General features: G+C 60.7%; 22 protein-coding genes. 14 read left to right on the top strand and 8 right to left on the bottom strand.

Translation table 11 applies throughout. The annotated features are described in order from the left end of the window. Positions 1-351 precede the first annotated feature (351 nt). The 3 genes from ACP7B0_RS17030 to ACP7B0_RS17020 form a co-directional block, all read right to left on the bottom strand. Positions 352-909 carry an L-threonylcarbamoyladenylate synthase gene (locus ACP7B0_RS17030; protein ID WP_426142609.1) on the bottom strand — a complete coding sequence of 186 codons (558 nt, stop codon included), beginning with the start codon at positions 907-909 and terminating at the stop codon, positions 352-354. Positions 910-947: 38 nt separating this feature from the next. Then, complete coding sequence (dprA, locus tag ACP7B0_RS17025) at positions 948-2,060, bottom strand: DNA-processing protein DprA (RefSeq protein ID WP_426142608.1); 1,113 nt, start codon at positions 2,058-2,060, stop codon at positions 948-950. Between the two features lie 122 nt (positions 2,061-2,182). Continuing rightward, a complete protein-coding gene (locus ACP7B0_RS17020) occupies positions 2,183-3,208 on the bottom strand; it encodes a LysM peptidoglycan-binding domain-containing protein (RefSeq protein WP_426142607.1) in 1,026 nt (341 codons plus the stop codon). A gap of 141 nt (positions 3,209-3,349) precedes the next feature. Between ACP7B0_RS17020 and def the strand changes: the two genes are divergently transcribed. From def to trkA, 4 genes are all read left to right on the top strand, one after another. Further along, a complete protein-coding gene (def, locus tag ACP7B0_RS17015) occupies positions 3,350-3,856 on the top strand; it encodes a peptide deformylase (RefSeq protein ID WP_426142606.1) in 507 nt (168 codons plus the stop codon). A gap of 154 nt (positions 3,857-4,010) precedes the next feature. After that, positions 4,011-4,970, top strand: a complete 960-nt coding sequence (gene fmt, locus ACP7B0_RS17010; RefSeq protein ID WP_426142605.1) for a methionyl-tRNA formyltransferase — start codon at positions 4,011-4,013, stop codon at positions 4,968-4,970. Then, positions 4,967-6,283 (top strand): 16S rRNA (cytosine(967)-C(5))-methyltransferase RsmB, encoded by a 1,317-nt coding sequence (rsmB, locus tag ACP7B0_RS17005; protein WP_426142604.1) that lies wholly within the window; start codon positions 4,967-4,969, stop codon positions 6,281-6,283. Before fmt ends, rsmB begins: the two co-directional genes overlap by 4 nt. A 125-nt stretch (positions 6,284-6,408) precedes the next feature. Next, positions 6,409-7,782 carry a Trk system potassium transporter TrkA gene (gene trkA, locus ACP7B0_RS17000; RefSeq protein ID WP_426142603.1) on the top strand — a complete coding sequence of 458 codons (1,374 nt, stop codon included), beginning with the start codon at positions 6,409-6,411 and terminating at the stop codon, positions 7,780-7,782. Positions 7,783-7,927: 145 nt separating this feature from the next. On the opposite strand, the gene ACP7B0_RS16995 is transcribed toward trkA, so the two are convergent. Together ACP7B0_RS16995 and ACP7B0_RS16990 are read right to left on the bottom strand one after the other, a co-directional pair. Continuing rightward, positions 7,928-8,815, bottom strand: coding sequence for a lysophospholipid acyltransferase (locus tag ACP7B0_RS16995; protein WP_426142602.1), 888 nt, complete (start codon positions 8,813-8,815; stop codon positions 7,928-7,930). A 38-nt stretch (positions 8,816-8,853) separates the two neighbouring features. After that, positions 8,854-9,405 (bottom strand): DNA-3-methyladenine glycosylase I, encoded by a 552-nt coding sequence (locus ACP7B0_RS16990; protein ID WP_426142601.1) that lies wholly within the window; start codon positions 9,403-9,405, stop codon positions 8,854-8,856. An 80-nt stretch (positions 9,406-9,485) separates the two neighbouring features. Here ACP7B0_RS16990 and glyQ point away from each other — a divergent pair, with 80 nt between their 5' ends. From glyQ to ACP7B0_RS16970, 4 genes are read left to right on the top strand one after another with little or no spacing between them, the layout of a single operon-like run. Further along, positions 9,486-10,439: a glycine--tRNA ligase subunit alpha gene (gene glyQ, locus ACP7B0_RS16985; RefSeq protein ID WP_020292021.1), complete on the top strand. Its 954-nt coding sequence runs from the start codon at positions 9,486-9,488 to the stop codon at positions 10,437-10,439. Further along, positions 10,436-12,490, top strand: coding sequence for a glycine--tRNA ligase subunit beta (gene glyS, locus ACP7B0_RS16980; RefSeq protein WP_426142599.1), 2,055 nt, complete (start codon positions 10,436-10,438; stop codon positions 12,488-12,490). The genes glyQ and glyS overlap by 4 nt, the downstream gene beginning before the upstream one ends. 17 nt (positions 12,491-12,507) lie before the next feature. After that, positions 12,508-13,059 carry a D-glycero-beta-D-manno-heptose 1,7-bisphosphate 7-phosphatase gene (gene gmhB / locus ACP7B0_RS16975; RefSeq protein WP_426142598.1) on the top strand — a complete coding sequence of 184 codons (552 nt, stop codon included), beginning with the start codon at positions 12,508-12,510 and terminating at the stop codon, positions 13,057-13,059. 48 nt (positions 13,060-13,107) lie between these two features. Continuing rightward, positions 13,108-13,878, top strand: coding sequence for a lysophospholipid acyltransferase family protein (locus tag ACP7B0_RS16970; protein WP_426142597.1), 771 nt, complete (start codon positions 13,108-13,110; stop codon positions 13,876-13,878). A gap of 184 nt (positions 13,879-14,062) precedes the next feature. Here the strand turns inward: ACP7B0_RS16970 and ACP7B0_RS16965 are convergent, their stop codons facing one another. Further along, positions 14,063-16,708: an MGH1-like glycoside hydrolase domain-containing protein gene (locus tag ACP7B0_RS16965; protein WP_426142596.1), complete on the bottom strand. Its 2,646-nt coding sequence runs from the start codon at positions 16,706-16,708 to the stop codon at positions 14,063-14,065. 47 nt (positions 16,709-16,755) lie between these two features. Between ACP7B0_RS16965 and ACP7B0_RS16960 the strand changes: the two genes are divergently transcribed. From ACP7B0_RS16960 to ACP7B0_RS16935, 6 genes are all read left to right on the top strand, one after another. Next, positions 16,756-16,935 carry a hypothetical protein gene (locus ACP7B0_RS16960; protein ID WP_426142595.1) on the top strand — a complete coding sequence of 60 codons (180 nt, stop codon included), beginning with the start codon at positions 16,756-16,758 and terminating at the stop codon, positions 16,933-16,935. 173 nt (positions 16,936-17,108) lie between these two features. After that, complete coding sequence (locus ACP7B0_RS16955; protein ID WP_426142594.1) at positions 17,109-17,843, top strand: energy transducer TonB; 735 nt, start codon at positions 17,109-17,111, stop codon at positions 17,841-17,843. 80 nt (positions 17,844-17,923) lie between these two features. Then, complete coding sequence (locus ACP7B0_RS16950) at positions 17,924-18,661, top strand: MotA/TolQ/ExbB proton channel family protein (RefSeq protein ID WP_426142593.1); 738 nt, start codon at positions 17,924-17,926, stop codon at positions 18,659-18,661. Beyond that, a complete protein-coding gene (locus tag ACP7B0_RS16945; RefSeq protein ID WP_426142592.1) occupies positions 18,661-19,086 on the top strand; it encodes an ExbD/TolR family protein in 426 nt (141 codons plus the stop codon). Before ACP7B0_RS16950 ends, ACP7B0_RS16945 begins: the two co-directional genes overlap by 1 nt. Positions 19,087-19,201: 115 nt before the next feature. Continuing rightward, positions 19,202-21,322, top strand: coding sequence for a TonB-dependent receptor (locus ACP7B0_RS16940; RefSeq protein WP_426142591.1), 2,121 nt, complete (start codon positions 19,202-19,204; stop codon positions 21,320-21,322). A 7-nt stretch (positions 21,323-21,329) separates the two neighbouring features. Then, a complete protein-coding gene (locus ACP7B0_RS16935; protein ID WP_426142590.1) occupies positions 21,330-22,595 on the top strand; it encodes a histidine-type phosphatase in 1,266 nt (421 codons plus the stop codon). Between the two features lie 29 nt (positions 22,596-22,624). Here the strand turns inward: ACP7B0_RS16935 and ACP7B0_RS16930 are convergent, their stop codons facing one another. Then, positions 22,625-23,662 (bottom strand): AraC family transcriptional regulator ligand-binding domain-containing protein, encoded by a 1,038-nt coding sequence (locus ACP7B0_RS16930; RefSeq protein ID WP_426142589.1) that lies wholly within the window; start codon positions 23,660-23,662, stop codon positions 22,625-22,627. A gap of 9 nt (positions 23,663-23,671) precedes the next feature. Further along, positions 23,672-24,586 (bottom strand): GGDEF domain-containing protein, encoded by a 915-nt coding sequence (locus ACP7B0_RS16925; protein ID WP_426142588.1) that lies wholly within the window; start codon positions 24,584-24,586, stop codon positions 23,672-23,674. Positions 24,587-24,741: the final 155 nt, after the last annotated feature.

The following is a 24,741-nucleotide window of genomic DNA, read 5'->3' as shown; positions in this document are numbered from 1 at the left end:
AGAACGGAGGTTACGACGCCCGCGAAACGGTGTGTCAGGCAAGCCGCTATCGCTGCCTCGCGGTGCTCGTGAGCTCCTACTGGTGCGTCGCGATTACCGCAAGGAACCTGTAGGAGCGCACGGAGGTTACGACGCCCGCGAAACGGTGTGTCAGGCAAGCCGCTATCGCTGCCTCGCGGTGCTCGTGAGCTCCTACTGGTGCGTCGCGATTACCGCAAGGAACCTGTAGGAGCGCACGGAGGTTACGACGCCCGCGAAGCGGTGTGTCAGGCAAACCGCTATCGCTGCCTCGCGGTGCTCGTGAGCTCCTACTGGTGCGTCGCGATTACCGCAATGACAGAGCATGATTCGCTATCCCGCGCGAACCACCTGCCCGGTGGCGATATCGCGTATCACGCTGGGGTTTCGGCGGCCGCCCAGGCTGCCGCCCAGCACGCCATCGATCTGGCCCCGGAAATACTGCTCGACACGAAGCCGCGTACGAGCAGCCGGGCGGCCTGCGGGGTTGGCCGAGGTGGAGATCAGCGGCCCCACCAGCGCGCAGAGTTCACGCACGGTCGGGTGATCGCTGACCCGCAGGGCCACGGTTTCGTGCTCCCCGGTAATCCAGGCGGGCAACAGGTTCTGATGGGGCACCAGCCAGGTGTTCGGCCCCGGCCAGGTACTGGCCATGCGGTCGAGCCACAGCTCGGGAAAGTCTTCGAACAGGAAGTCGAACTGACGAATGTTGTCGGCGACCATAATCAAACCCTTGTCCACAGGACGCGACTTGATCGCCAGCAAGCGATACACCGCCTCTTCGTCCCATGGATCACATCCCAAGCCCCAAACCGCCTCGGTTGGATAGGCAATCACCGCACCGGCGCGAATCTCTCGAGCGGCTTGTTGCACACGCCAACTGCTGACCATTGATAACATCTCCGATAAACACCGCCCGCAGTTTAACCTCAGGGCGCGCGCCCGAACCATCGTCCTGCTTCACAGGTGACAAGACCGTCCAGTTCAAGCTCGGTCAACGCCGCCAGAACCTCAGGCAGCGCCCAGCCGCTGGAAACGGTCAACGCTTCGCTGGTCTGGGGTGCGGCATGGAGCAGCGCAAGCAACGGATGGTCTGGCGCAGGTCTTTTAGCCCGTGAATCGCTGGAAGGTGTCTCAACCTGCCAGCCGCGCAGGGCTTCGAGGATATGCTCGACCGTTTCCACCAACACGGCACCGTCACGGATCAACTGATGACAGCCCCGGGCGCCGGGATGATGAATCGACCCCGGAATGGCGTACACCTCCCGGCCTTGCTCAGCCGCCAACCGGGCGGTAATCAGGGAACCGCTGGCGACGCTGGCCTCGACCACCAGTACACCCAACGACAAACCGCTGATGATCCGGTTACGTCGCGGGAAGTTGCTGGCGACCGGACCGGCATCCAGCGGGAACTCGGAAACAACCGCGCCGCCTTGAGCCGTCATGGTCGCCGCCAGCTGGCGATTGCGCTGTGGATAAAGTTTTTCGAGGCCGGTGCCCAGCACGCCAATTGTCGAGCCGCCCACATCAAGCGCGCCCTGATGCGCAGCCGCGTCGATGCCCAGGGCCAGGCCACTGGTAATCACAAATCCGGCACCCGCCAAACTTCGGGCAAAGGCGGCGGCGGTGTCCAGTCCGGGTCGTGATGCGCGGCGGCTTCCCACCATGCCCAGTTGCGGACGGTCCAGAATACTGGCGTCGCCAGCGACAAAAAGTAACGGCGGCGGGTCGGGAATTTCCGCAAGCAATGCAGGGTAATCAAGATCGTCCCACATCAGCAAATGCTGGCCCGGACGCTCAAGCCAGGCCAATGCAGCGCTGGCTCCATCGCGAACGGTCGGGTCCCGTCGTGCGTCGGCACAGGCCGAAGGCAACCCCAGCGCACGCCACGCACTGGCGGGCGCAGACAGGGCTGCGGAGCCGGAACCGAATGCGTCAATCAGCTTACGAAAACGCTTGGGTCCCAGCTCTGGCAAGCGATGCAAACGCAGGCGCGCTTCCAGTTCAGCGGGCGAAGAGACAGCTTTTTCGAACAGCGGCATGAGATCTTCCTTGATCTGTAGCGCACCTTGAGCGGTGAGCAAACCTGTGGATAACTCTGTTAACAACTATTTGATAAACAGTGGATTGAAACGAATATTTGTATCAACCCTGCAACACACGGCTAGGGGTTTCGAACCTTGTCCATAATCGCCAAAGATCGGTTGGCTTGCAAAACCAGACCGTAGCTGAGTTTGTCGTAAGTCCGGAAAACCATCAGCAAGCCGGAGCGTTCGTCAGGAACTTTGACTTGTTCACCGGTGATGCGATCACGAACCGTCTCCCCGGTTTTAAAGATGGCCAGAACGTTGCCTTCCTGGAGACCGTCACGCTTGCCCTTGTCCAGCGTGACCACGTCAAACACCCCGATCTGCGTGACACCGCGAGGCACGTCGAGGATCAGGCCATCGATGGGCGACTGGGGTGCGCTGGGCAAAAAGCTGGAATTGATCGCCCGCTCTTCACTGGTGAACAAGCGATCACCCAGGCGAACTTCCTCACTGGTACGCCGCAACATCAGGGTTGCGATGTCACCTTCTGTCGCAATTATTTCGCCTGTGCCGATGTTATCGGCGTTGATGCCGAGCACTTCCTGAGTCTCGGGATCGATGTACGACTTGCCTTGGCGAAAGATGCCGTACATCGAGTGCGCAGGGTCGAACGTGCCACGGGCATAGATCCGGTCGCCGACGCCACTGAGTACGCGCTCGGCGTTACCCGCCACTATGTAGGGTGCTTCGTCGAACTGCGCCGGGTCGTCCACGATGCGGTTGCTGAGCAAAAACGCATTGATCGCGCCCAGCGGAATGCTCGGTATGGCCTCGACTATCGGCGTGCTGCGCACGCGCGGGGAGAGTTTGACGGTGCCTCGGGACTCGCCCCGGTTGAGCACAATGCGCGGCTGCCCGTCGACGTACACCAGGGACAAGGAGTCGCCGGGATAGATCAGGTCAGGATCCTGGATCTGCGGGTTGGCGCGCCAGATCTCTTTCCATTTCCAGGGCTGACTGAGAAATTTCCCGGAAATGTCCCAAAGCGTGTCACCGACGACAACGGTGTAACGCTCGGGATGGCCTTCCCTGAGCTGCACTTGCGCCTGCACAAGACCGGTCGAGGCCAACAGCAGCAGGGCGAGTAGTGATTTCCTCATACGGTGAATCCCTTTATCATGTGGCTTTGCATAAACATAGAGCCCCATCAGGCTCGGTTTCAAAAACGGGTTGCCCCGCTTCGATGTTCCAAGCCTGGCAGCCGATTTTGACTTTACCCTACAAGTGCAGCTCTTACGTATATGGCTATTTTAAACATCCTCGAATTTCCCGATTCGCGCCTTCGCACCATCGCCAAGCCTGTGGCCGAGGTCGATGACGGCATTCGCCAGTTGGTCGACGACATGTTTGAAACCATGTACGAAGCGCCAGGCATCGGTCTTGCTGCAACGCAAGTCAACGTGCATAAGCGCGTCGTTGTCATGGACCTGAGCGAAGACCGCAGCGAGCCACGGGTTTTCATCAACCCGCAAATCGAAACCCTGACCGACGAAGTCGACCAGTATCAGGAAGGCTGCCTTTCGGTGCCAGGCTTCTATGAAAACGTCGACCGCCCCCAGAAAATCCGCATCAAGGCGCTGGATCGGGACGGCAACCCTTACGAGGAAATCGCCGAAGGTCTGCTGGCCGTGTGCATCCAGCATGAGTGCGATCACCTGAACGGCAAGCTGTTCGTCGATTACCTGTCTAACCTCAAGCGCGACCGGATCAAGAAGAAGCTGGAAAAACTGCACAAGCAGAACGCTTGAGGCATGCGTTCAGGCAGGTAGGAGCGAGGCTCGCCCGCGAAAGCGGTGTGTCTGGCGACCTGTAACCTGTCTGGACTGTCGCGTTCGCGGGCAAGCCTCGCGCCAACAGAGTCCTGCACAGCCAGCACCCAAATCCCTTTCCTACGAGAAGCCCATGACTGAGCCACTGCGCATCGTCTTCGCCGGCACCCCCGAATTTGCCGCCGAACACCTCAAGGCCTTGCTCGACAGCCCCTACCGGATCGTCGCCGTCTACACCCAGCCTGATCGCCCGGCCGGTCGTGGCCAGAAGCTGATGCCCAGTCCGGTCAAACAGCTTGCGTTGCAACATGACATCCCCGTACTGCAACCGCCGACGCTGCGTGATGCGAGCGCGCAGGCCGAGCTGGCGGCGCTCAAGCCTGATCTGCTGGTGGTCGTTGCCTATGGGCTGATTCTCCCGCAAGTGGTGCTGGATATTCCGCGCCTGGGTTGCATCAACAGTCACGCCTCCCTGCTGCCGCGCTGGCGCGGTGCGGCGCCGATCCAGCGCGCCGTCGAAGCGGGCGATGCAGAAAGCGGCGTGACCGTGATGCACATGGAACTGGGGCTGGATACCGGCCCGATGCTGCTCAAGGCCGTGACCCCGATCACCGCCCAGGACACCGGCGGCACCTTGCATGATCGTCTTGCTGAACTTGGCCCACCGGCCGTTCTGCAAGCCATCGCGGGTTTGGCCGACGGCACGCTGATCGGCGAAACCCAGGATGACAGCCTCGCCACCTACGCCCATAAGCTGAACAAAGACGAAGCGCGCATCGACTGGAATCGCCCGGCCCTTGAGCTGGAACGACAGGTTCGGGCGTTCAACCCCTGGCCGATCTGCCACAGCACCCTCAACGGCGAAGCCTTGAAGGTGCTGGAGGCGAGCATCGCTGAAGGGCAGGGCGCGCCGGGCGAGATTCTTGCTGCCAGCAAGGACGGCCTGATCGTGGGCTGCGGTGAAGGCGCCTTGCGCTTGACCCGTCTGCAATTGCCCGGCGGCAAGCCGCTGAATTTCGCTGACCTGTTCAACAGTCGCCGGGAAAAATTCGCCCTTGGCACGGTGCTCGGTCAACCGGTAGCAGACCAATGAACCCGCGTCTGGCCGCCGCCAAGGCCCTGGCCGCCGTGCTCAGCGGCAAAGCGTCATTGAACAGTTCGCTGCCCACCCAAATGGATAAAGTCGAGGTTCGTGATCGCGGCCTGACGCAAGACCTGGCCTTCGGCACCGCCCGCTGGCAACCACGGCTCTCGGCGCTGGCCGCCAAATTGCTGCAAAAGCCTTTTAAAGCGGCGGATGCCGACGTCGAAGCCCTGTTGTTGGTGGGCCTGTATCAACTGCTCTACACGCGCATTCCGGCCCACGCCGCGATCGGTGAAACCGTCGGTTGCGCCGACAAACTGAAAAAACCCTGGGCCAAGGCGCTGCTCAATGCCGTGCTGCGCCGCGCCCAGCGAGAAAGCGAAGCCCTGTTGGCCGAGCTGGAACATGATCCGGTGGTGCGCACGTCGCACCCGCGCTGGCTGCAAAAGGCCCTGAAAGCCGCCTGGCCGGACCACTGGGAAGCCATCTGCGCCGCCAACAACGCGCATCCGCCGATGATTCTGCGGGTGAATCGTCGGCATAACAGCCGCGATCAATACCTTGAGCACCTGCGCCGCGCGGGCATCGAGGCGGTCGCTTGTACGTTCAGTCAGGACGGCATTTTGCTGACCGATCCCTGCGACGTGCGCAACCTGCCGGGTTTTGCCGAAGGCTGGATCAGCGTGCAGGATGAAGCGGCGCAACTGGCCGCCGATCTGCTTGAGCTGGCCCCCGGCCAACGGGTGCTCGACGCCTGTTGCGCGCCCGGTGGCAAAACCTGCCATTTGCTGGAAGTGCAGCCCGCGCTGGCCGGCGTGGTCGCCGTGGATCTGGAAGCCAAGCGGCTGGTTCGCGTTCGGGAAAACCTCGAGCGTCTGGGCCTGAGCGCGGAACTGATCGCCGCCGATGCCCGGGAAACCGCGCAATGGTGGGACGGCAAGCCGTTCCAGCGCATTCTGCTCGATGCCCCGTGCTCGGCCACGGGCGTTATTCGCCGCCATCCCGATATCAAGCTGACGCGTCAGGCTGACGACATCCCGGCCCTTGCGACGCTGCAAGGTGAGCTGCTCGACGCGCTGTGGCCGACGTTGCAAGTGGGCGGCATACTTTTGTATGCCACCTGTTCAACGCTGCCCATGGAAAATACCGACGTTATCGACGCCTTCCTCGCCCGAACCCCGGGCGCCCGGGAGCTGGATATCGCCGGACAACTCGATCAGCCGCCCCCCGGTCTCAAACAACCCCACGGACGCCAGTTGTTGGCGCAAGAAGGTGGGCATGACGGGTTTTATTACGCCAAACTGATCAAGATCGCGGCGTGAAGGTCACTTTTCGTGGGACCGGCTTTAGCCGGGAAGGCGGCGCCAGTGGCGTGGCAGATGTATCGAATGCACCGGCCCCTTCCCGGCTCAAGCCAGCCCCACTCGCCGTCTCAAGGAGCAATTGATTGAAAATTATCATCCTCGGCGCAGGACAAGTCGGCGGAACGCTGGCGGAACATCTGGCCGGTGAAGCCAATGACATCACGGTGGTCGACACCGACGGCGATCGGTTGCGTGACCTGGGCGACCGCCTGGACATCCGCACCGTGCAGGGCCGAGGCTCGTTCCCCACCGTGCTGCGCCAGGCCGGGGCCGAAGACGCCGACATGCTGGTGGCCGTCACCAGCAGCGACGAAACCAACATGGTCGCCTGCCAGGTCGCCTACACGCTGTTCCACACCCCGACCAAAATCGCCCGGGTGCGGGAAGCGGCTTACCTGACCCGTGCCGGTCTGTTCGACAACGACGCCATCCCCGTCGATGTGTTGATCAGCCCCGAGCAGGTGGTCACCAACTACATCAAGCGCCTGATTGAATATCCGGGCTCCCTGCAAGTCATCGACTTCGCGGGCGGCAAGGCACAACTGGTGGCCGTGAAGGCGTATTACGGCGGGCCGCTGGTGGGTCAGCAATTGCGTCAATTGCGCGAACACATGCCCAACGTCGATATGCGCGTGGCGGCGATCTTCCGGCGTGACCGGCCGATTCTGCCCCAGGGCGATACGGTCATCGAAGCTGACGACGAAGTGTTTTTCATTGCTGCCAAGGCCGATATCCGGGCAGTCATGAGCGAAATGCGCCGTCTGGACGACAACTACAAACGCATCGTCATTGCGGGCGGCGGCCACATCGGTGAGCGGCTGGCCGAGGCCATCGAAAGCCGTTATCAGGTCAAGATCATCGAAGTGAACCCGGCGCGCTGCCGCTACCTGTCCGAAACCCTCGACAGCACCGTGGTCCTGCAAGGCAGCGCCTCGGACCGCGACCTGTTGATGGAAGAGAACATCGCCAACACCGACCTGTTCCTGGCGCTGACCAACGATGACGAAGCCAACATCATGTCGTCGTTGCTGGCCAAGCGCATGGGCGCGCGCAAGGTGATGACCATCATCAACAACCCGGCTTACGTGGACCTGGTGCAAGGCGGGGAAATCGATATCGCGGTAAGCCCGCAACTGGCGACCATCGGCACCTTGCTGACCCACGTGCGCCGAGGCGACATCGTCAGCGTTCACTCCCTGCGCCGGGGTGCGGCTGAAGCCATCGAGGCCGTGGCCCATGGCGATGCCAAATCCAGCAAGGTGATCGGCAGAGCCATCAAGGACATTGCGCTACCGTCGGGCACCACCATCGGCGCCATCATCCGCGCTGACGAAGTCATCATCGCCCACGACGCCACCGTGATCGCCACCGGCGACCATGTGATCCTGTTTCTTGTGGATAAAAAATACATCCGCGATGTGGAGCGGCTGTTTCAGGTGGGGTTGAGTTTCTTTTAAAACGTCCCACAGTTGTTGGAGCGGGCGGGCGGGCGGCGATCCAACTTGCCCGCGAATCAGTCGCCTCGGTATGTCAGGCGCACCGCGTTACCGTTCTTCGCGGGCAAGCCTCGCTCCAACAGATCCAATGCAACTGACCCCTCTTTCAATACCAGCGCTGTTCCCCGGCCGGACGTTTCTTGAAGCGCTTCATCGTCCACATGTACTGGCTCGGATACGCCCGCACGTATTTCTCGACGACTTTGCTCATGGCGGCGGCCGAGGTTTCGGCGTCGGTGCTGTACATCGCTTCGGGCGCGGCTTCCAGCACCACTTTGTAGCCCGAGCCATCCGGCAGGCGCATGGCATGCAGGAACACGCCGACCGCTTTGCCGCCCGCCAGCATGTTGGGGACGAATTTGCTGGTCAGCGCCATGGTGGCGAAGAACGGCACAAAGATACCTGCCGATTCCGCAGGCTCAGGATCAGCCGGGATGCCCACGGAGCCGCCTTTGCGCACTTCCTTGATGACACTGAGAATGCCTTCCTTGGTGGACGCCGCCACCCGGTTGCCCAGTTGCACGCGCTGTTTGCGCAGCAGATCGTCCACGGCCTTGAGCTTCGGTGGCCGGTAGAAAATGATCGGTTTGCACTGGCTGCAATAGAAGTGGTTGAGCACTTCCCAGTTGCCCAGGTGGCTGGTGATACCGACGACGCCCTTGCCGGACGCCAGCGCCTCCTTGAGCACGTCCAGCCCTTCGACCTCGCGCACCAGATCGATGGATTTCTGGGCGGGCCAGATCCAGGCGCAGGCGCTTTCGGTCAAGGTCTTGCCGATGCTCATCAAACTCTGCCCGACCAGTCGCTCGCGCTCGACGGCGTCCATTTCAGGGAAACACTTGGCCAGATTGATCCGCGCCACTTCACGGGAGCGATTGGGCAGTTTCCACATCAGCCAGCCAATACCGGTGCCGACCCATTGCACGACGCGCCATGGCAGCAGGGCAAACAGTCGCAATGCGCCGACCATCAGCGCGCCTTTAAACTTTTCCACAGGTCACTCCCTAAAACTCAAGGCGGCCATTGTAACCGTCAGCGCACCAAATCCGCGTAGCGATCACAATCAACGGTGTGATCCATGACCATGCCGCTGGACTGCATGTACGCGTAACAAATGGTCGGGCCCACGAACGTGAAGCCGGCTTTTTTCAGGGCCTTGCTCATGGCTTCGGCCTCTGGCGTGATGGCGGGCACTTCGCTGCGATCCTTGAAGTGGTTGACCTTTTGCTGGCCGCCCACAAAGGACCAGAGAAACGCCACCGGATTGTCCAGAGCCAGCCAGGCTCTGGCGTTGCGGCGCGCGGCGTTCAGTTTGAGACGGTTGCGAATGATGCCGGGTTCCAGCATCAGCGTTTCGATTTCGTCGTCGGTCATGGCCGCAATTCGATGCACATCAAACCCGAACATCACCTCCCGATAGCGCGGGCGTTTCTTCAGAACGGTGATCCAGGAAAGGCCCGCCTGGAACCCTTCGAGCAAAAGCAACTCGAAGAGCTTCTGCGCATCGCGCAGCGGTACGCCCCACTCCAGATCGTGATAATCGATGTAAACAGGGTCATCGTTGCACCAAAAGCAGCGTGCCATAGGGCTCCCAAGGGTGGAGGCGCGGCCGAATCGGGTATACTCCCGCTCTTTAAATCGCAGCCCCAGTACAGGTGAATTTTGTGAGCCAGCCTACGCCAGCCGTGCGTACCTTCCAAGACTTGATCCTCGCCCTCCAGCAATACTGGGCCGAGCAAGGTTGTGTGGTACTTCAGCCCTACGATATGGAAGTAGGCGCCGGCACTTTCCACACTGCCACGTTTCTGCGCGCCGTAGGCCCGGAAACCTGGAACGCAGCCTACGTACAGCCAAGCCGCCGTCCTACAGATGGCCGTTACGGCGAAAACCCTAACCGCCTGCAGCATTACTATCAGTTCCAGGTGGTTCTCAAGCCGAACCCGGACAACTTCCAGGAGTTGTACCTGGGTTCGCTCAAGCATGTCGGCCTGGACCCGCTGGTCCACGACGTGCGTTTTGTCGAAGACAACTGGGAGTCGCCGACCCTGGGCGCCTGGGGTCTGGGCTGGGAAATCTGGCTCAACGGCATGGAAGTCTCGCAGTTCACGTACTTCCAGCAAGCGGGCGGCATCGAATGCTACCCGGTGACCGGCGAAATCACGTACGGCCTGGAACGTCTGGCCATGTACCTGCAGAACGTCGACTCGGTCTATGACCTGGTCTGGGCTGACGGTCCATTCGGTCGCGTGACTTACGGCGATGTGTTCCACCAGAACGAAGTGGAGCAATCGACCTACAACTTCGAGCACGCCAACGTCGACAAGCTGTTCGAACTGTTCGATTTCTACGAAAGCGAAGCCAAGCGTCTGATCGAACTGGATCAACCGTTGCCGCTGCCAAGCTATGAAATGGTTCTGAAGGCGTCGCACACCTTCAACCTGCTGGATGCACGTCGGGCAATTTCCGTCACCGCACGTCAGCAATACATTCTGCGTGTGCGCACGCTGGCCCGTTCGGTGGCCCAGGCTTATCTGATGGCCCGCGCCAAGCTGGGTTTCCCGATGGCACCGCCTGATTTACGTGATGAAGTGTTGGCTAAGCTGGAGGCGCAACAATGAGTGCTCAAGATTTCCTGGTTGAACTGGGCACCGAAGAGCTGCCGCCAAAAGCGCTCAACACATTGGCCGATGCCTTTCTGGCCGGTATCGAAAAAGGTTTGCAGGCTGCGGGCCTGACCTACAGCGCCAAGCAGGTGTTCGGCGCGCCGCGTCGTCTGGCCGTGCTGATTACCGACCTGTCGACCCAGCAACCGGATCGCAGTGTCAATCTGGATGGCCCGCCACGCCAGGCCGCGTTCGATGCCGACGGCAATCCGACCCAGGCGGCACTGGGTTTCGCCAAGAAGTGCGGCGTGGACCTGAGTGAAATCGATCAGAGCGGCCCGAAGCTGCGCTACAGCCAGACCATTGCGGGCAAGGCAACGGCGAGCCTGCTGCCGACCATCGTTGAAGACTCGTTGAACGACCTGCCGATTCCCAAGCGCATGCGCTGGGGGGCTCGCAAGGAAGAGTTCGTGCGTCCGACCCAATGGCTGGTCATGCTGTTTGGCGATCAGGTCATTGATTGCACGATCCTGGCCCAGACGTCCGGCCGTGAGTCCCGCGGTCACCGTTTCCATCACCCGCAAAGCGTGCGCATCACTTCGCCAGCCAGCTACGTGAGCGACCTGCGGGCCGCTTATGTGCTGGCCGACTTTGAAGAACGTCGCCTGATCATCACCAAGCGCGTCGAACAACTGGCCACCCAGCACGAAGGCACCGCCATCGTGCCGCCAAGCCTGCTGGACGAAGTCGCTTCCCTGGTGGAGTGGCCGGTGCCGCTGGTGTGTTCTTTCGAAGAGCGCTTCCTGGAAGTGCCGCAGGAAGCCTTGATCACCACCATGCAGGACAACCAGAAGTATTTCTGCCTGCTGGATGCCGACGGTAAATTGCTGCCGCGCTTTATTACCGTGGCGAACATCGAAAGCAAGGACCCGTCGCAGATCGTCCAGGGTAACGAGAAAGTCGTTCGCCCACGCCTGACCGACGCCGAGTTCTTCTTCAAGCAGGACAAGAAGCAGAAGCTCGAAACGTTTAACCAGCGCCTGCAGAACGTCGTGTTCCAGGCTCAGTTGGGCAGCGTTTTCGACAAGGCCGAGCGCGTCTCCAAGCTGGCGGCGTTCATTGCCCCGCGCATTGGCGGCGACGCACAACGCGCTGCACGCGCCGGTCTGCTCTCCAAGTGCGATCTGGCGACGGAAATGGTCGGTGAATTCCCTGAAATGCAGGGTGTTGCCGGTTATTACTACGCCAAGGCCGATGGCGAGCCGGAAGATGTGGCACTGGCGCTGAACGAGCAGTACATGCCCCGTGGCGCGGGTGCGGAACTGCCGACCACCTTGACCGGCGCAGCGGTTGCCATCGCTGACAAGCTGGACACGCTGGTGGGTATCTTCGGTATCGGCATGTTGCCCACCGGCAGCAAAGACCCGTATGCACTGCGTCGTGCCGCGTTGGGCATCCTGCGCATCCTGATCGAAAAACAACTGGATCTGGACCTGATCGAAACCGTGAAGTTTGCGGTGAATCAGTTCGGCGCCAAGATCAAGCCTGCCGGGCTTCCTGAACAGGTGCTGGAATTTATCTTCGACCGTCTGCGTGCCCGTTACGAGGACGAAGGCGTCGAGGTGGCGGTTTACCTGTCCGTTCGTGCCCTGCAGCCGGGTTCGGCACTGGATTTCGATCAGCGCGTCCAGGCCGTTCAGGCGTTCCGCACGTTACCTGAAGCCGCAGCACTGGCCTCGGTCAACAAGCGCGTATCGAATCTGCTGGGCAAGGCCGAAGGCAAGATTGCCCAGACCGTTGAACCCAAGTACTTCGACAACGCCCACGAGTTCTCCTTGTACTCCGCGATCCAGCAAGCGGATCAGGCCGTGGCGCCCATGGCGGCCGCGCGTCAGTACAGCGAAACCCTGGCGCGTCTGGCTGCCTTGCGCGAGCCGGTCGATGCGTTCTTCGAGGCGGTGATGGTCAACGCCGAGGATGCCAACGTGCGGGCCAACCGTTATGCGCTGCTGGCGCGTCTGCGTGGCCTGTTCCTGGGTGTCGCGGACATTTCGCTGCTGGGCTGATCGCTAAGGGGCGAACCGTGAAGCTGTTGATCCTTGATCGGGACGGAGTCATTAACCAGGACTCCGACGATTACATAAAGTCGGTGCAGGAATGGATTCCGATCCCCGGCTCGATCGAAGCGATAGCCCAACTGAGCAAGGCCGGCTGGACGGTGGCGGTGGCCACCAACCAGTCCGGCATTGCCCGGGGCTATTACGACATCGCAACGCTTGAGGCCATGCATACGCGCTTGCGCGAACTGGTGGCCGGGCAGGGCGGTGAAGTCGGTCTGATCGTTTATTGTCCACATGGCCCGGACGAAGGCTGCGATTGCCGCAAGCCCAGGCCCGGCATGTTGCAGACCATCGCCCATCATTACGGGGTGGACCTGACCGGCATCTGGTTTATAGGCGACAGCAAGGGTGACCTTCAGGCGGCGCTGGCCGTCGACTCTCAACCGGTTCTGGTCAAGACCGGCAAGGGCAGCAAGACCATGGCAGGTTCACTGCCCATGGGCACTTTGATTTTTGACGATCTGGCGGCAGTTGCCGCAGAACTTATCCACAAGAGCGGTCCGCAGCACCACTAGCGGTACGCTTCATTGGGCGGGAACCAGTCCCGTACGGTAAAAGTAGTTATGTCGATCCTGCAGGCAATCAGAACCTTTTTCTTTTACCTGCTGCTGGGCACCAGTTCGCTGCTGTGGTGCACCTTGAGTTTCTTTATCGCGCCGTTCCTGCCGTTTCGTGCTCGCTATCGTTTCATCAACGTGTACTGGTGCCGTTGCGCGCTGTGGCTCACGCGGGTTTTTCTCAACATCCGGGTCGAAGTGATCGGCCAGGAAAACGTCCCGGCGACGCCCTGTGTGATCATTTCAAACCATCAGAGCACTTGGGAAACCTTCTTTCTGTCCGCGCATTTTCAGCCATTGAGCCAGGTGCTCAAGCGTGAATTGCTGTATGTGCCTTTCTTTGGCTGGGCCATGGCAATGCTGCGACCTATCGCCATTGATCGTGAGAACCCCAAGGCGGCGCTGAAGGAAATCGCGAAGAAGGGTCATGAGCTACTCAAGGATGGCGTCTGGGTGCTGATCTTCCCTGAGGGCACCCGCGTGCCGTTCGGTCAGGTCGGCAAGTTTTCCCGAGGCGGCACTGCCTTGGCGGTGAACGCCGATCTGCCCGTGCTGCCGATTGCGCACAACGCGGGCAAGTATTGGCCAAAGGAAGGCTGGGCGAAAAAGCCCGGCACGATCCAGGTGGTCATCGGCGCGCCCATGTACGCCGAGGGCACGGGGCCACGCGCCATTGCGGCGTTGAATGATCGCGTCCAAGCCTGGAATGAAGCGACTCAGGCAGCCATGGGTTCAGTGGTTGCACCAGCGCCGAGCAGTGAACAGGCTGCCGTGTGATTTTGTGGATAACCTGTGCACCGTTTTTGGAAAAGCTGTAGAAAACGACGCTAAGCCATTAATTTAATTACTTATTTCAAACGCTCATTAATGAACCAAAAACGTGCATAAGTTTTTATGAACACCAAAAACCGAGTTCACTGAAGTCGGTTTTTTTGTGACCACGGAGGCGTCTTGAGCGAGCTTATGAGCGGCGGTTCTGCGGCTGCAGGAGAAGCGCAACCAATGCGCTCCATCCGGTCTGATGCGAGGCACCCAAACCCCGGCCGGTTTCGCCATGGAAGTATTCGTGGAACAGCACCAGATCCCGGCTGTGCGGATCGGCTTGCAGTTGGGGGTAACCCGCCATAGAGGGTCTATTGCCGTCCTCACCCTTGAGAAACAAGCGGGTCAGCCGCACGCTCAGTTCGTCGGCCACGTCATCAAGGGAAGCCAGATACCCCGAATGCGTCGGAAACTCGATGGAGAAGTTCTCACCGTAGTAGCGATGAAACTCCCGAAGCGACTCAATCAACATGTAATTGACCGGCATCCACAAGGGACCGCGCCAATTGGAATTCCCGCCAAATAGCCGCGACGGGGACTCGGCGGGTTGGTAGTCGGCACACAGCGAGTCACCGTTCATGCGCATCTTGAACGGGTTGTCCGCATAGGTTTTAGACACGGAACGAATGCCGAACCCGGACAGGAACTCAGCCTCATCCAGCATCCGCTTGAGCAAGTCCTTGGTCCGCTGACCTCTGAGCAAGGCCAGCAGCAGACGATTGCCTTTGCCGGGCTCCGTCCAGCGCGAAACCAGCATGGCGAGGTCCGGGCGGTGTTTCAGAAAAGACAGCAGACGCTCACGCAACCCTGGCAAACCTTCATGCTCACGCTGCTCCAGCACCTGCACGGCAAATAAGGGCATCAAGCCCACGATGGAGCGAAAGCGTACCGGCTGCCGTTCTCCATTCGGGCAACGCAGCATGTCGTAGAAGAACCCGTCCTGTTCGTCCCAAAGACCTTCGGCGTCGTCGTCCACAGAGTTGATGGCGCCCGCGATGTACAGAAAGTGCTCGAAAAACTTGACCGAAATGTCCACATACGCGGCGTTGCGCTTGGCCAACTCCAGGGCTATACGCATCAGGTCGAGGGCGTAAGCGGCGATCCACGCGGTGCCATCGGCCTGATCCAGCTGATAACCCGGCGGCGGTTCGGCGGAGCGGTCGAACAGGGCGATGTTATCGAGCCCGAGAAAACCGCCCTGGAACAGGTTACGGCCTTCGGCGTCCTTGCGATTGACCCACCAGGAGAAATTCAGCAGCAGCTTGTGGAAAATGCGCTCCAGGAAACCCACATCACCCTCGCCTTTGAGGGCCTGCTCCATCGTGTAGACGCGCCAGGTCGCCCAGGCATGCACGGGCGGATTAGCATCGTCGAAGCGCCATTCATAAGCAGGCAACTGCCCGTTCGGGTGCATGAAACGGTCTTGAACCAGCATCAACAATTGCTGCTTGGCAAACCCGACGTCAATCAATGCGTAAGCCACGGCTTGAAACGCCTGATCCCAGGAGGCGTACCACGGGTATTCCCACTTGTCCGGCATGCACAGGATGTCGAAATTGGTGAGGTGCCGCCAATGCTTGTTGCGCACGTTGACGCGCTCGGGGGAGGGCGGCGGCTGTGTCGGGTCGCCGTTGAGCCAGCTGTTCACATCGAAGTAGTAGAGCTGCTTCGACCACAGCAATCCCGCCAGGGCCTGACGCTGAACATCCCGGGCATCGGCATCGGCCAGTTCATGTTGCAGGGCGGCGTAGAACTCATCGGCCTGGGCTCTGCGCTCTGTAAACAGCGCCTCGGCATCCACCGTCGGCGCGTCAGCGGGGCACAAACGCAGGTAAACGACCTGGCTGGCGTGCCCTTCGAGGGACAGCACAAAGTGCGCGGCGGCGCGGGTGCCTGCATCACGCACAACAGCCTGGTCATCGCCAGCGACCAGAAAATCGTTGATCCCGTCCTTGAACGGGCCGTCGGTCGGTGGCCCTCCCAGCCTGAGCGTGTTGGTTTCGTTGTTGCAGAACAGCCACTCAAACCCCGCGTGCTCACTCCACGCGCTCACCACTTTGGTGCCCTGTTCATGATGCTGCGCCACAACCTGTTGATCCTGCAGACGCAATGAAGGAATCGCAGCGTCCTCCGTCCAGCGCCAGGTGTTGCGGGCCCAGAGATGCGGCAGCACATGGAGCCTGGCGGAATGTTCGCAGCGGTTATGCACAGTGATGCGCATGAAAATGTCGTCGACTTCGTACTTGGCGTACTCCACCGTTACATCGAAATAGCCCTCATTGAACACGCCGGTGTCGAGGATTTCGTATTCAGGGTCGCCCAGCCCTCGTTGCGCGTTCTCGCTGACGAGTTGGTCATAGGGAAACGCAACGTGCGGATATTTATAAAGCATGCGCATGTAGGCATGACTTGGAACACCGTCGACGTAGAAATACAGCTCTTTGACGTCTTCGCCATGATTGCCCTCGGCATTGTTCAGCCCGAACAATCGCTCTTTCAGGATGGGGTCCTGCTCGTTCCACAACCCGAGCCCCAGGCACCAATGCTGGGACTTGTCCGAGAATCCGGCGAGCCCGTCTTCGCCCCAGCGATACGCCCGGCTGCGCGCATGGTCGTGAGGAAAGTAATTCCATGCATCGCCATCGGCGCTGTAGTCCTCACGGACCGTTCCCCACTGGCGCTCACTGAGATAAGGCCCCCACTCGCGCCATCGCTCGGCATCAAGGCCAGTCAGCCGCTGACCTTCGACGGTGTCCAGGATGCTGGGCGCAGGCTTTGCAGTCATCGAGATTCCAAAGGTCGGGACAGAATGGGCAAGAGTGTAAGACGTGCATGGCTGAACTTCATACCGGCTTGGTGATTATTCAGGTGACGTTCAGCCTCTGCTGTCACCTGCAAAAAAAACGCTCAAGACACCTCCACATCTGGACGCTCTCGCTGGCGCGGCCCTTAAAGAAGATGGCGCGTGAGAATTTTCCAGAAGCCTGCAGGCTTACCATTTTCAAGAAATGACCACCGTCTGTTTCTCCATTTATGAAGATTTGTTGTGTGTCATTCATGCGTCATCTTTCGCATCCATTGTCCTCTCCGAAACATTTTGTAACTAATTGTGTTGTGGCAGATTTGCCCGTTGCTCACGAGCGTTCGCCGCAGCCCTGGCTTCCAGTCAGAGGAGGAGAGTGACCATGTATGCAACCTCGACGCCCACGCTCCTTCAGGCATTGCCTGCAGGCAGCGCCACTCGCCTGTTGCGACGTGGTGGGGTGGTCGCGCTGGTAGTGGCGTTGCACGCCATGGTGTTAACCGGGCTAAATTGGCCATCCGTCGCGAAGCCCGTTACACCGGTGACACGCACGATCTACGCGTCGGTGATCAATGAGCCGGCCCCTGCGCCTGCGCCCGCCCCTGCACCGGAGGTCAGCACCGCGCCCACGCCGCCACCGCCGGTTGCCACAGTCACGCCTCCACCGGTAGCGGCCGTTCCCCCCGTGGCCCGAACCAAACCGGTGGCAAAGCCGAAGATCGCGCAACATTCCCTGGCGACGGTCGCCACGCCAGACAAGCCAAGCAGTACGGCTATCAGCGCTCCGGCCGCCGCACCGGTCGTGGCAGCCATGCCAGCGCCGCCGCCCCAACCCAAGACCATCACCCGTGGCGTCGAATACCTGCGTGAACCGCAACCGGAATACCCCGATAGCGCCCGCGAAGAAGGCCATGAGGGCACGGTGGTCTTGCGTGTGCTGGTGGACGAACACGGCAAGCCCGGCGCGGTGGACGTGGTGCGCTCGTCAGGTTTCGGCAACCTCGACGAGGCCGGCAGGACGGCGGCGCGCGGCGCACTGTTCAAACCGTATCTGGAAGACGGCCATGCTGTGTCGGTTTACGTAATCGTACCGCTCAGGTTTCAGCTCGACAGTTAACACCCGCCAGGCGTTAACCCGTTTTTATTCGAAGGGCCTCTCGCTCAGGGCGGCGCTCACTTCAAAGAAAGGAAAAGCAGATGGAAACCGGATCACTGGGACTGAATGTTTTGTGGCAGCAGGCCGACGTTGTCACCCGTGGCGTGGCGTTGATACTGCTGGCGATGTCGATTGCCTCCTGGTACGTCATGATTGAGAAGCTGGTGCGCCTGGCGCTTCTTCGCCTGCGCTCGCCCAGATTGCTCTCGGCGTTCTGGAGTGCGCCGACGCTCAAGGACGGCATGCAGCACATGCAGCAACTGGGTCGCCACAGTGCCTACGCCGAACTCACTCATGCCGGCGTCAGTGCCGCGCGCCAACACCGTGAAGCGCTTGACAGCGACATGAACCCGCCAGCCTTCAGCGAATGGCTGACCCGTGCCCTGCGCCAGGCCCTTCTTACGGCGGGCGGGCAATTGCAAAGTGGCATGGCAATCCTGGCCACCGTGGGTTCCAGCGCCCCATTTGTCGGTTTGCTGGGCACCGTGTGGGGCATCTACCACGCGTTGATGAAGATCGGCCTGACCGGTGACGCAAGCATCGACAAGGTCGCCGGGCCGGTGGGTGAAACCCTGATCATGACGGCCCTGGGCCTGGCCGTGGCCATCCCGGCCACCCTGGGCTACAACCTGCTGGTGCGCAGCAACAAGCAAACACTTGCCGAGCTGGGTAAGTTCGCCTTCGAGTTGCACGACCTGCTGGTGATCGGCGCCCGCGCCACGCCGCACGGTGCGGTATCGGCTCGCAGCACCTTCAACGCCCAGGCGGAGTACATCTGATGGCCGGTGGACTGCTGGATAGCGACGACCTGGACGAAGACAGCTTCAACCCCGAGATCAACACCACGCCGTTGGTGGATGTGATGCTGGTGCTGCTGGTGATCTTCATCATTACCGTGCCCGCTATTCAACACGCGGTAAAAATTGACCTGCCCAAGGCCGCAGCGGCGCATGACATTAAACCGCCGGCCGCCGTGGACCTGGCGCTGGACAACAACGGTCACCTGCACTGGGATGACCGTGACATCACCGACAGCGAGCTTCCGGCATTGATCGCCGAGGCCGCGGCTCGCCAGCCAGCGCCCGAACTGCACCTACGTGCCGAGCGCAACACACCCTATGAAAAGGTGGTGCAGGTGATGGCCGCGGCGCAGTCCGGTGGACTCGACAAAATCGGTTTCGTGACTCAGACAGCGACCCCTTAACCCACTGCGCCGCCCCCTCGTTGATTGCGCTCGATGGGTGTTGCAGTCGGCCTGGGGGAAGTGCACGCCACAAAAAACCAACAGGGCCTTGAACGGCCGTTTTGAAGGTGCAGTCATGTTTCGCAAATCCCCGTTGTACGTTCGAGCCGGCCTCGGTTTTGCCGCGTTGTCCATGGGTCTGCAATCCTTTGCCGCCGACGCGCCGCCGGCTATAGACGACAGCGTGCTGAACACCTTGCCCCAGGTCACCGTGAAGGCCACCAAGCGCAAGCCAGCCCTGCATCAGAAGGCGTCCAGCGGCGCCCTGGGCAGCCACGCGGTGATTGACACGCCGTTCTCGCTCAAGAGTGTCAGCAGCGAGGAAATCCAGGCGCGTCAGGCGGGTATTTTGTCCGAAGCGGTGAAGTACGATGCCTCGGTGACGTCCATCAGCTCCAGCTACGGTACGCACCCGGCCACCCTGGCGGTGCGCGGCCTGCCGCTGGATGACTTGAACGGCTACAAGGTCGACGGTATGGCAAACATCAATCGGGGCGTGGAAATGCCCTTGGAGATGTTCGATCGGGTCGAGGTGCTCAAGGGCTTGTCGGGGTTCATGTACGGCTTCGGTAGCCCCGGCGGGATCGTCAACTACGTGACCAAGCGGCCCACTGACAAGACCACCTTGAGCGTCGACGCCGGCTACCAGTCCGACAACCTTTATAAGGAACACCTGGACACCGGCGGACGTCTCGACGACAAACGATTTGGCTACCGGTTCAACGTGGTGCATGAAGAGGGAGATGCCGCTTCCGGGGGTGCCAAAGTCAACCGCACGGCGGTGGGCCTGGCCCTGAATGCGCAGCTCAGCGATGACCTGAGCATCGACTTCGACACCCTGTACCAGCAGCGCAAGACCAGCGGCGGCACCGACATTATCGTCAACACCAAATACGCCTTGCCCAAGCCTATCGACGGCAGCAAGCGCCTGTTCAGCAACGGGTCCTACACCGACGTCGACTACAGCCTGTCGACGTTGAGCGCGACCTATAAATTCTCACCTGACTGGCAGGGCAAGCTGGCCTACCGCTACAGCGATTCAACACGCCGCTACGCCAAAGACCAATATCAGATCTCCAGCGACCTGGGTGCCTACTCCGATAAGGTCAGCTCCGAATACCATGCTTACGACTACAACGACGTCATGGGCACCCTGGAGGGTAAGTTCGACACTGGCTGGTTCAGCCATGACGTGGTACTGGGCAGCAGCTACTCCGAACTCAACTCTGACAAGTCGGTGAACACGCCCAAAACCACAGTGGGCAAAGGCATTGTGTACAACCCGACGATTTTCTCGGTGTACAACATCGACTACAGCGGCGGCACCTACGGCGACGACAAGATCAACGAAAGCGCTGTGTTTGCCAGCGATACCATCGGTCTGGGGGAGCACTGGTCGTTGTTGGCGGGCCTGCGCAACGAAACCTTCCGCGAAGAAACCCACGACTCTGCCACCTCTGACGCAACGAACTACAAGGCTCGTCCTGCTACCCCGACCGTGGCGCTGATGTACAAGCCGACTCAGGACGTGACGATGTACGCCAGCTACGTCGAATCGCTGGAAAGCGGCGGCACCGCACCGAGCACGGCTGCCAACGCCGACCAGACCCAAGGCCCCCTGCGCAGCAAGCAATACGAAGTCGGGGTGAAAGCCCAGCAGCGCAACTGGAGCGCCACTGCGGCGGCCTTCCGCATCGATCGCGGTGCCGAGTACACCAACGCGGCCAACGTCTACGTGCAAAGCGGCACTATCCGCTACCAGGGCCTGGAGCTGAACGCCAGTGTCGATCCCACGCCGGACCTGACACTGGAAGGCAGTGTCATGTCCCTGGATTCGGAGTACCGCGACGCCGGTGACGACGTAGATGGCAATCGCGCTGCCGGTGCCGCCCATTATCAGGCGGCGACCCAGATCACCTATCGGTTACCCGTGGTACCGGGGCTATTCCTGCATACCGGAGCGCAACGCATCGGCGAAATGGCCGTGGATTCGGGCAACGTGCATACGCTGCCAGCCTATAACCTGTTCGACGCCGGAACCGGGTATCGCCTGCACCTCGCCGGTGGCCACGCGCTGACCTTAGGCGCCAACGTCACCAACCTGGCCAACAAGAAATACTGGACCTACTACCAGGAAAACTACCTGCAACCGGGCTCGCCCCGGACCCTTAGCCTCAATACACGTTATGACTTCTAGGCCCTTGATGATGAAATCGACTTTGCTGCACGGTTTGAGCCTGTTGCTGGGCTTGTGCGTGGTCTTGCCCTTGCAGGCGGCCTCTCTGGACACCACCGGCCTGCGCCTGGACAAGGTGGTGCTGGTGATGCGCCACGGCATCCGCCCGGCCACCGACACCGCCGAACTGCAAGGCTGGTCGGCGAAAACCTGGCCGGACTTTGGCATCCGCGACGGCCAGCTCACTGCCCATGGCCGCGCCGCCACCGTACTGCTGGGTCAGTGGCAGCGCCACACACTGGATGAACTCGGCCTGTTCAAGGCCGGACAGTGCCCGCAACCCGAGGAGACATTCGTCTGGTCCAGCCCGGTGGCGCGCACCCAGGCCACCAGCGCTGCGTTGATGGAAGGGATGTTCCCCGGTTGCAGCGTGGCCGTGCACCATACCCGCGAAAGCGAAGACCGGCTGTTCCACGGCAGCGAAAACGGCCTCGCACCGCTGGATCCGGCCCGTGCCGAAGCAGCCATATTGCAAGCCATGGGCGGTAGCGTCGGCGCGGCTCGGCAACGCTACGCCGCACCGCTATTGGCCATGCAGCGGCTGGTCGGCGTACCGACACCGTGCGGGAAAAAGAACTGCGCCTTGAGCGAGCAGCCTTGGGCGCTCAAGCACAAGGGCAGCACGGTCAAACTCGCCGGGCCCTTGAGTGTGGGCGCGTCCATGAGCGAGACCATCCGCATGCAATACGCCGAAGGCTTGCCACTGGATCAGGTAGCCTTTGGCGAGGGTCGCACCGCAGCGGACGTGTCGCGCCTGATGGCCTTGCGTTCAGGCAAATACGCGCTGAGCAATCATGTGCCTTACATTGCCCAACGGGGGGCGTCGCAATTGCTTGAGCAAATCCTCCTGGCCCTGCAACCCGCCGGCGCAGATAGCCCGCCCGGCGCTAAATGGCTGGCCTACGTGGGCCACGACAGCAATATCGCGCAACTGCGCACGCTCTTGGGTTTTGACTGGAAAATCGCCGAATACCCCGAGAACGACGCCGCACCGGGCGGCACAATTCTGTTCGAACGGTGGGTGAACGACCACACAGGCGAGCACTTTGTGAGCCTGGCCTATGTTGCGCAGAGCCTGGATCAGTTACGCAGCCTATCCAATGCGCCACCCTATCAGGTTCAGTACCCGGGGATAGCCGATGCGCCGCTGATGCCACTGAACGACTTTGTGGCGGAGATGGAAAAACGCATTGACCCCAGCGCGACCGAACCGCAGCGGTATACCGATCAATAGAGACGACGCGGACGGCTTACGGCCCCGGCTCATCCGGCATCAAACAACCGCCGGATCAGTCTGGGCGTGCTTCCGGTCCAGCGTTTGAACGATCGGCGAAAGTTTGCAGCGTCGTTGAAGCTCAGGTATTCCGCCACTTCTTCGCTGCTGAAACCTCTGAACTGATAGAGATAAAGCGCCATGTGCTTGCGCACCAGATCAACTTGCTGTTGAAAACCCGTGTCGTGCTTTTGCAGTTTTCGTTTGAGGGTTGCCGGGCTCATGGCGAAATGCTGAGCCAGCCGCTCCAGGCTCGGCGCCTGGCGGATGTGCGTTTGCAGGTAGCGGTAGACGCAGTCCAGAAAGCTGGCCTCAAACCCGAGTTGGCTGATCTGGCCTTGCGCTTCCTGCCGTGCAACCTGACCGGCCGTGGCCGATGCGTCAGGCCACGGCGCGGCGAGAAAGCGGCGGGGGATACGCATCATGTCCACGGGTCGCTGGAATTCGGTCTGCTCACCCAGATGCACCCAGTACTGCTCGACATAACGTGGCTCGGCATGGCTGAAGCTGCATTCCCAAGGCAAACGCTCGCCGCTCAGCCATCGGCTCATGGAAACCAGCGAGGTCATGCTGGCCTCCAGCAAAAACCGCCATTGCTCACCCGCGCCACAACTGTTCAGCCAATAGACGTACGCGTGCTTGTCATCCATCAGCAGTCGTGGCGACACCAGCGGGCAGAGCAGGGCTTGCTGTTGCACCAGCGTGTCGAGCGCCTGATGCAGATTTTGCGCGTGCCGCAGGGCGTGGCTGGCGGCACCGTAATGGCCGGGCAGCAGACGCTGACCGAACAGAAAGCTGCTGTCATCGGCGTCCAGCAAGCGTCGGCTGTTGCCGATCAGGGCGAGAAACTGCTGCGGGCTCAGGCGGGTCTGGCCGGCCAGAATATCCTCATGAAACAGACCGGTGCCGCGTAACAGACGATGACTGTCGATATCCCGGGACAAGGCCAGATCAATCAACGACGCCGGTTGATAATGACCAGGAATGAAGCGGCTGTCGGTTTCGTACCAACGGGTTTTCAGGGTCATGAGCGGGCCTCAGGCGACGTTCGTCAGCGTCTGTTTGCTGCGAGCAAGCCCAAGGTTGAGCCGTTTCAGAAGGGCCTCCGGCGACTCGTTCATGGCCATGACCACCGCCGTGCTGGCCGAGAGCTGAACCCGCTCGCCGTGTTGCCGCGTTTTGTGGGCCAGGCTGTGTACCGCTTCCTGCAACTCCAGCGCAATCAAACGGGCCTGGCTTTCACCGGTGTTGGGCAGCAGCACCACAAAACGGTCGCCTGCCAGACGGCAGAGCAGGTCTTGCCGGCGCAAATTGAGCAACAGCAAATGGCTGACGGCTTGCAACACAGCGTCGCCTTCGGCATGCCCATACCCCTGATTGATGGCTGCAAAACCGTCCAGATCCAGGGCCAGCAGCGACAGCGGCTGCTGTTGGTTCTGGCTTTCCATCAGGGTCGCGTCCAGTTGCCGCTTCAGATAATCAGCGCCGCCCAAGGGGGTGAGCTTGTCGAACAGCCGATGCTCACGAAACAACAGCTCACGCTTCTCCATCTGCGCGCTGATCGCCAATTGTTCACGGTGCCAATGGTAGATGCCAAGGGTCAGCAGGATCATGCCGATGGGCATCGGCCCGGATTCCAGCCAGTGATCCCAGGTGATGGTCTCTGGCAGGCGGATGAACTCGTCAAGGCTGTCGATCCACCAGGAGAAGAAAATGCAGCTCAGGCCCAACACCAGATAGTTGGTGACGCTGCCCCCCGGTCGGCTCTTGAGCACCAGGCCCAGCCACACCAGCACCAGCAGGGCGGTTCCGCCTTCGCCGATGATGTCCAGCCACACCAATTCACTGACCGGCTTGATTTCGCCAAAGGCCAGATGCAGGAGTAATCCCAGATTCGCGGCCACCAGCAAAACGCCCATTTTCCAGCGATGAAATTTGAACGCGGCGCCCATGGGTGGCAATCCTTATGGTGTGAAGGCAATGCGCGCCAGCTCAACAGATGTTTGTGACAGCCCAGTGACGGCGCACAAAAGGCCAAAAAGGTCGAATCAGCTCACCGACACGCACGATTTTTTTGCCGCTGATTCGCCGCAAGCCCCCGCCCATA

The sequence above is a fragment of the Pseudomonas sp. DWP3-1-2 genome (assembly GCF_049896285.1).
Lineage (GTDB): Bacteria > Pseudomonadota > Gammaproteobacteria > Pseudomonadales > Pseudomonadaceae > Aquipseudomonas.
This window is presented reverse-complemented; position numbering and strand designations above follow the sequence as displayed.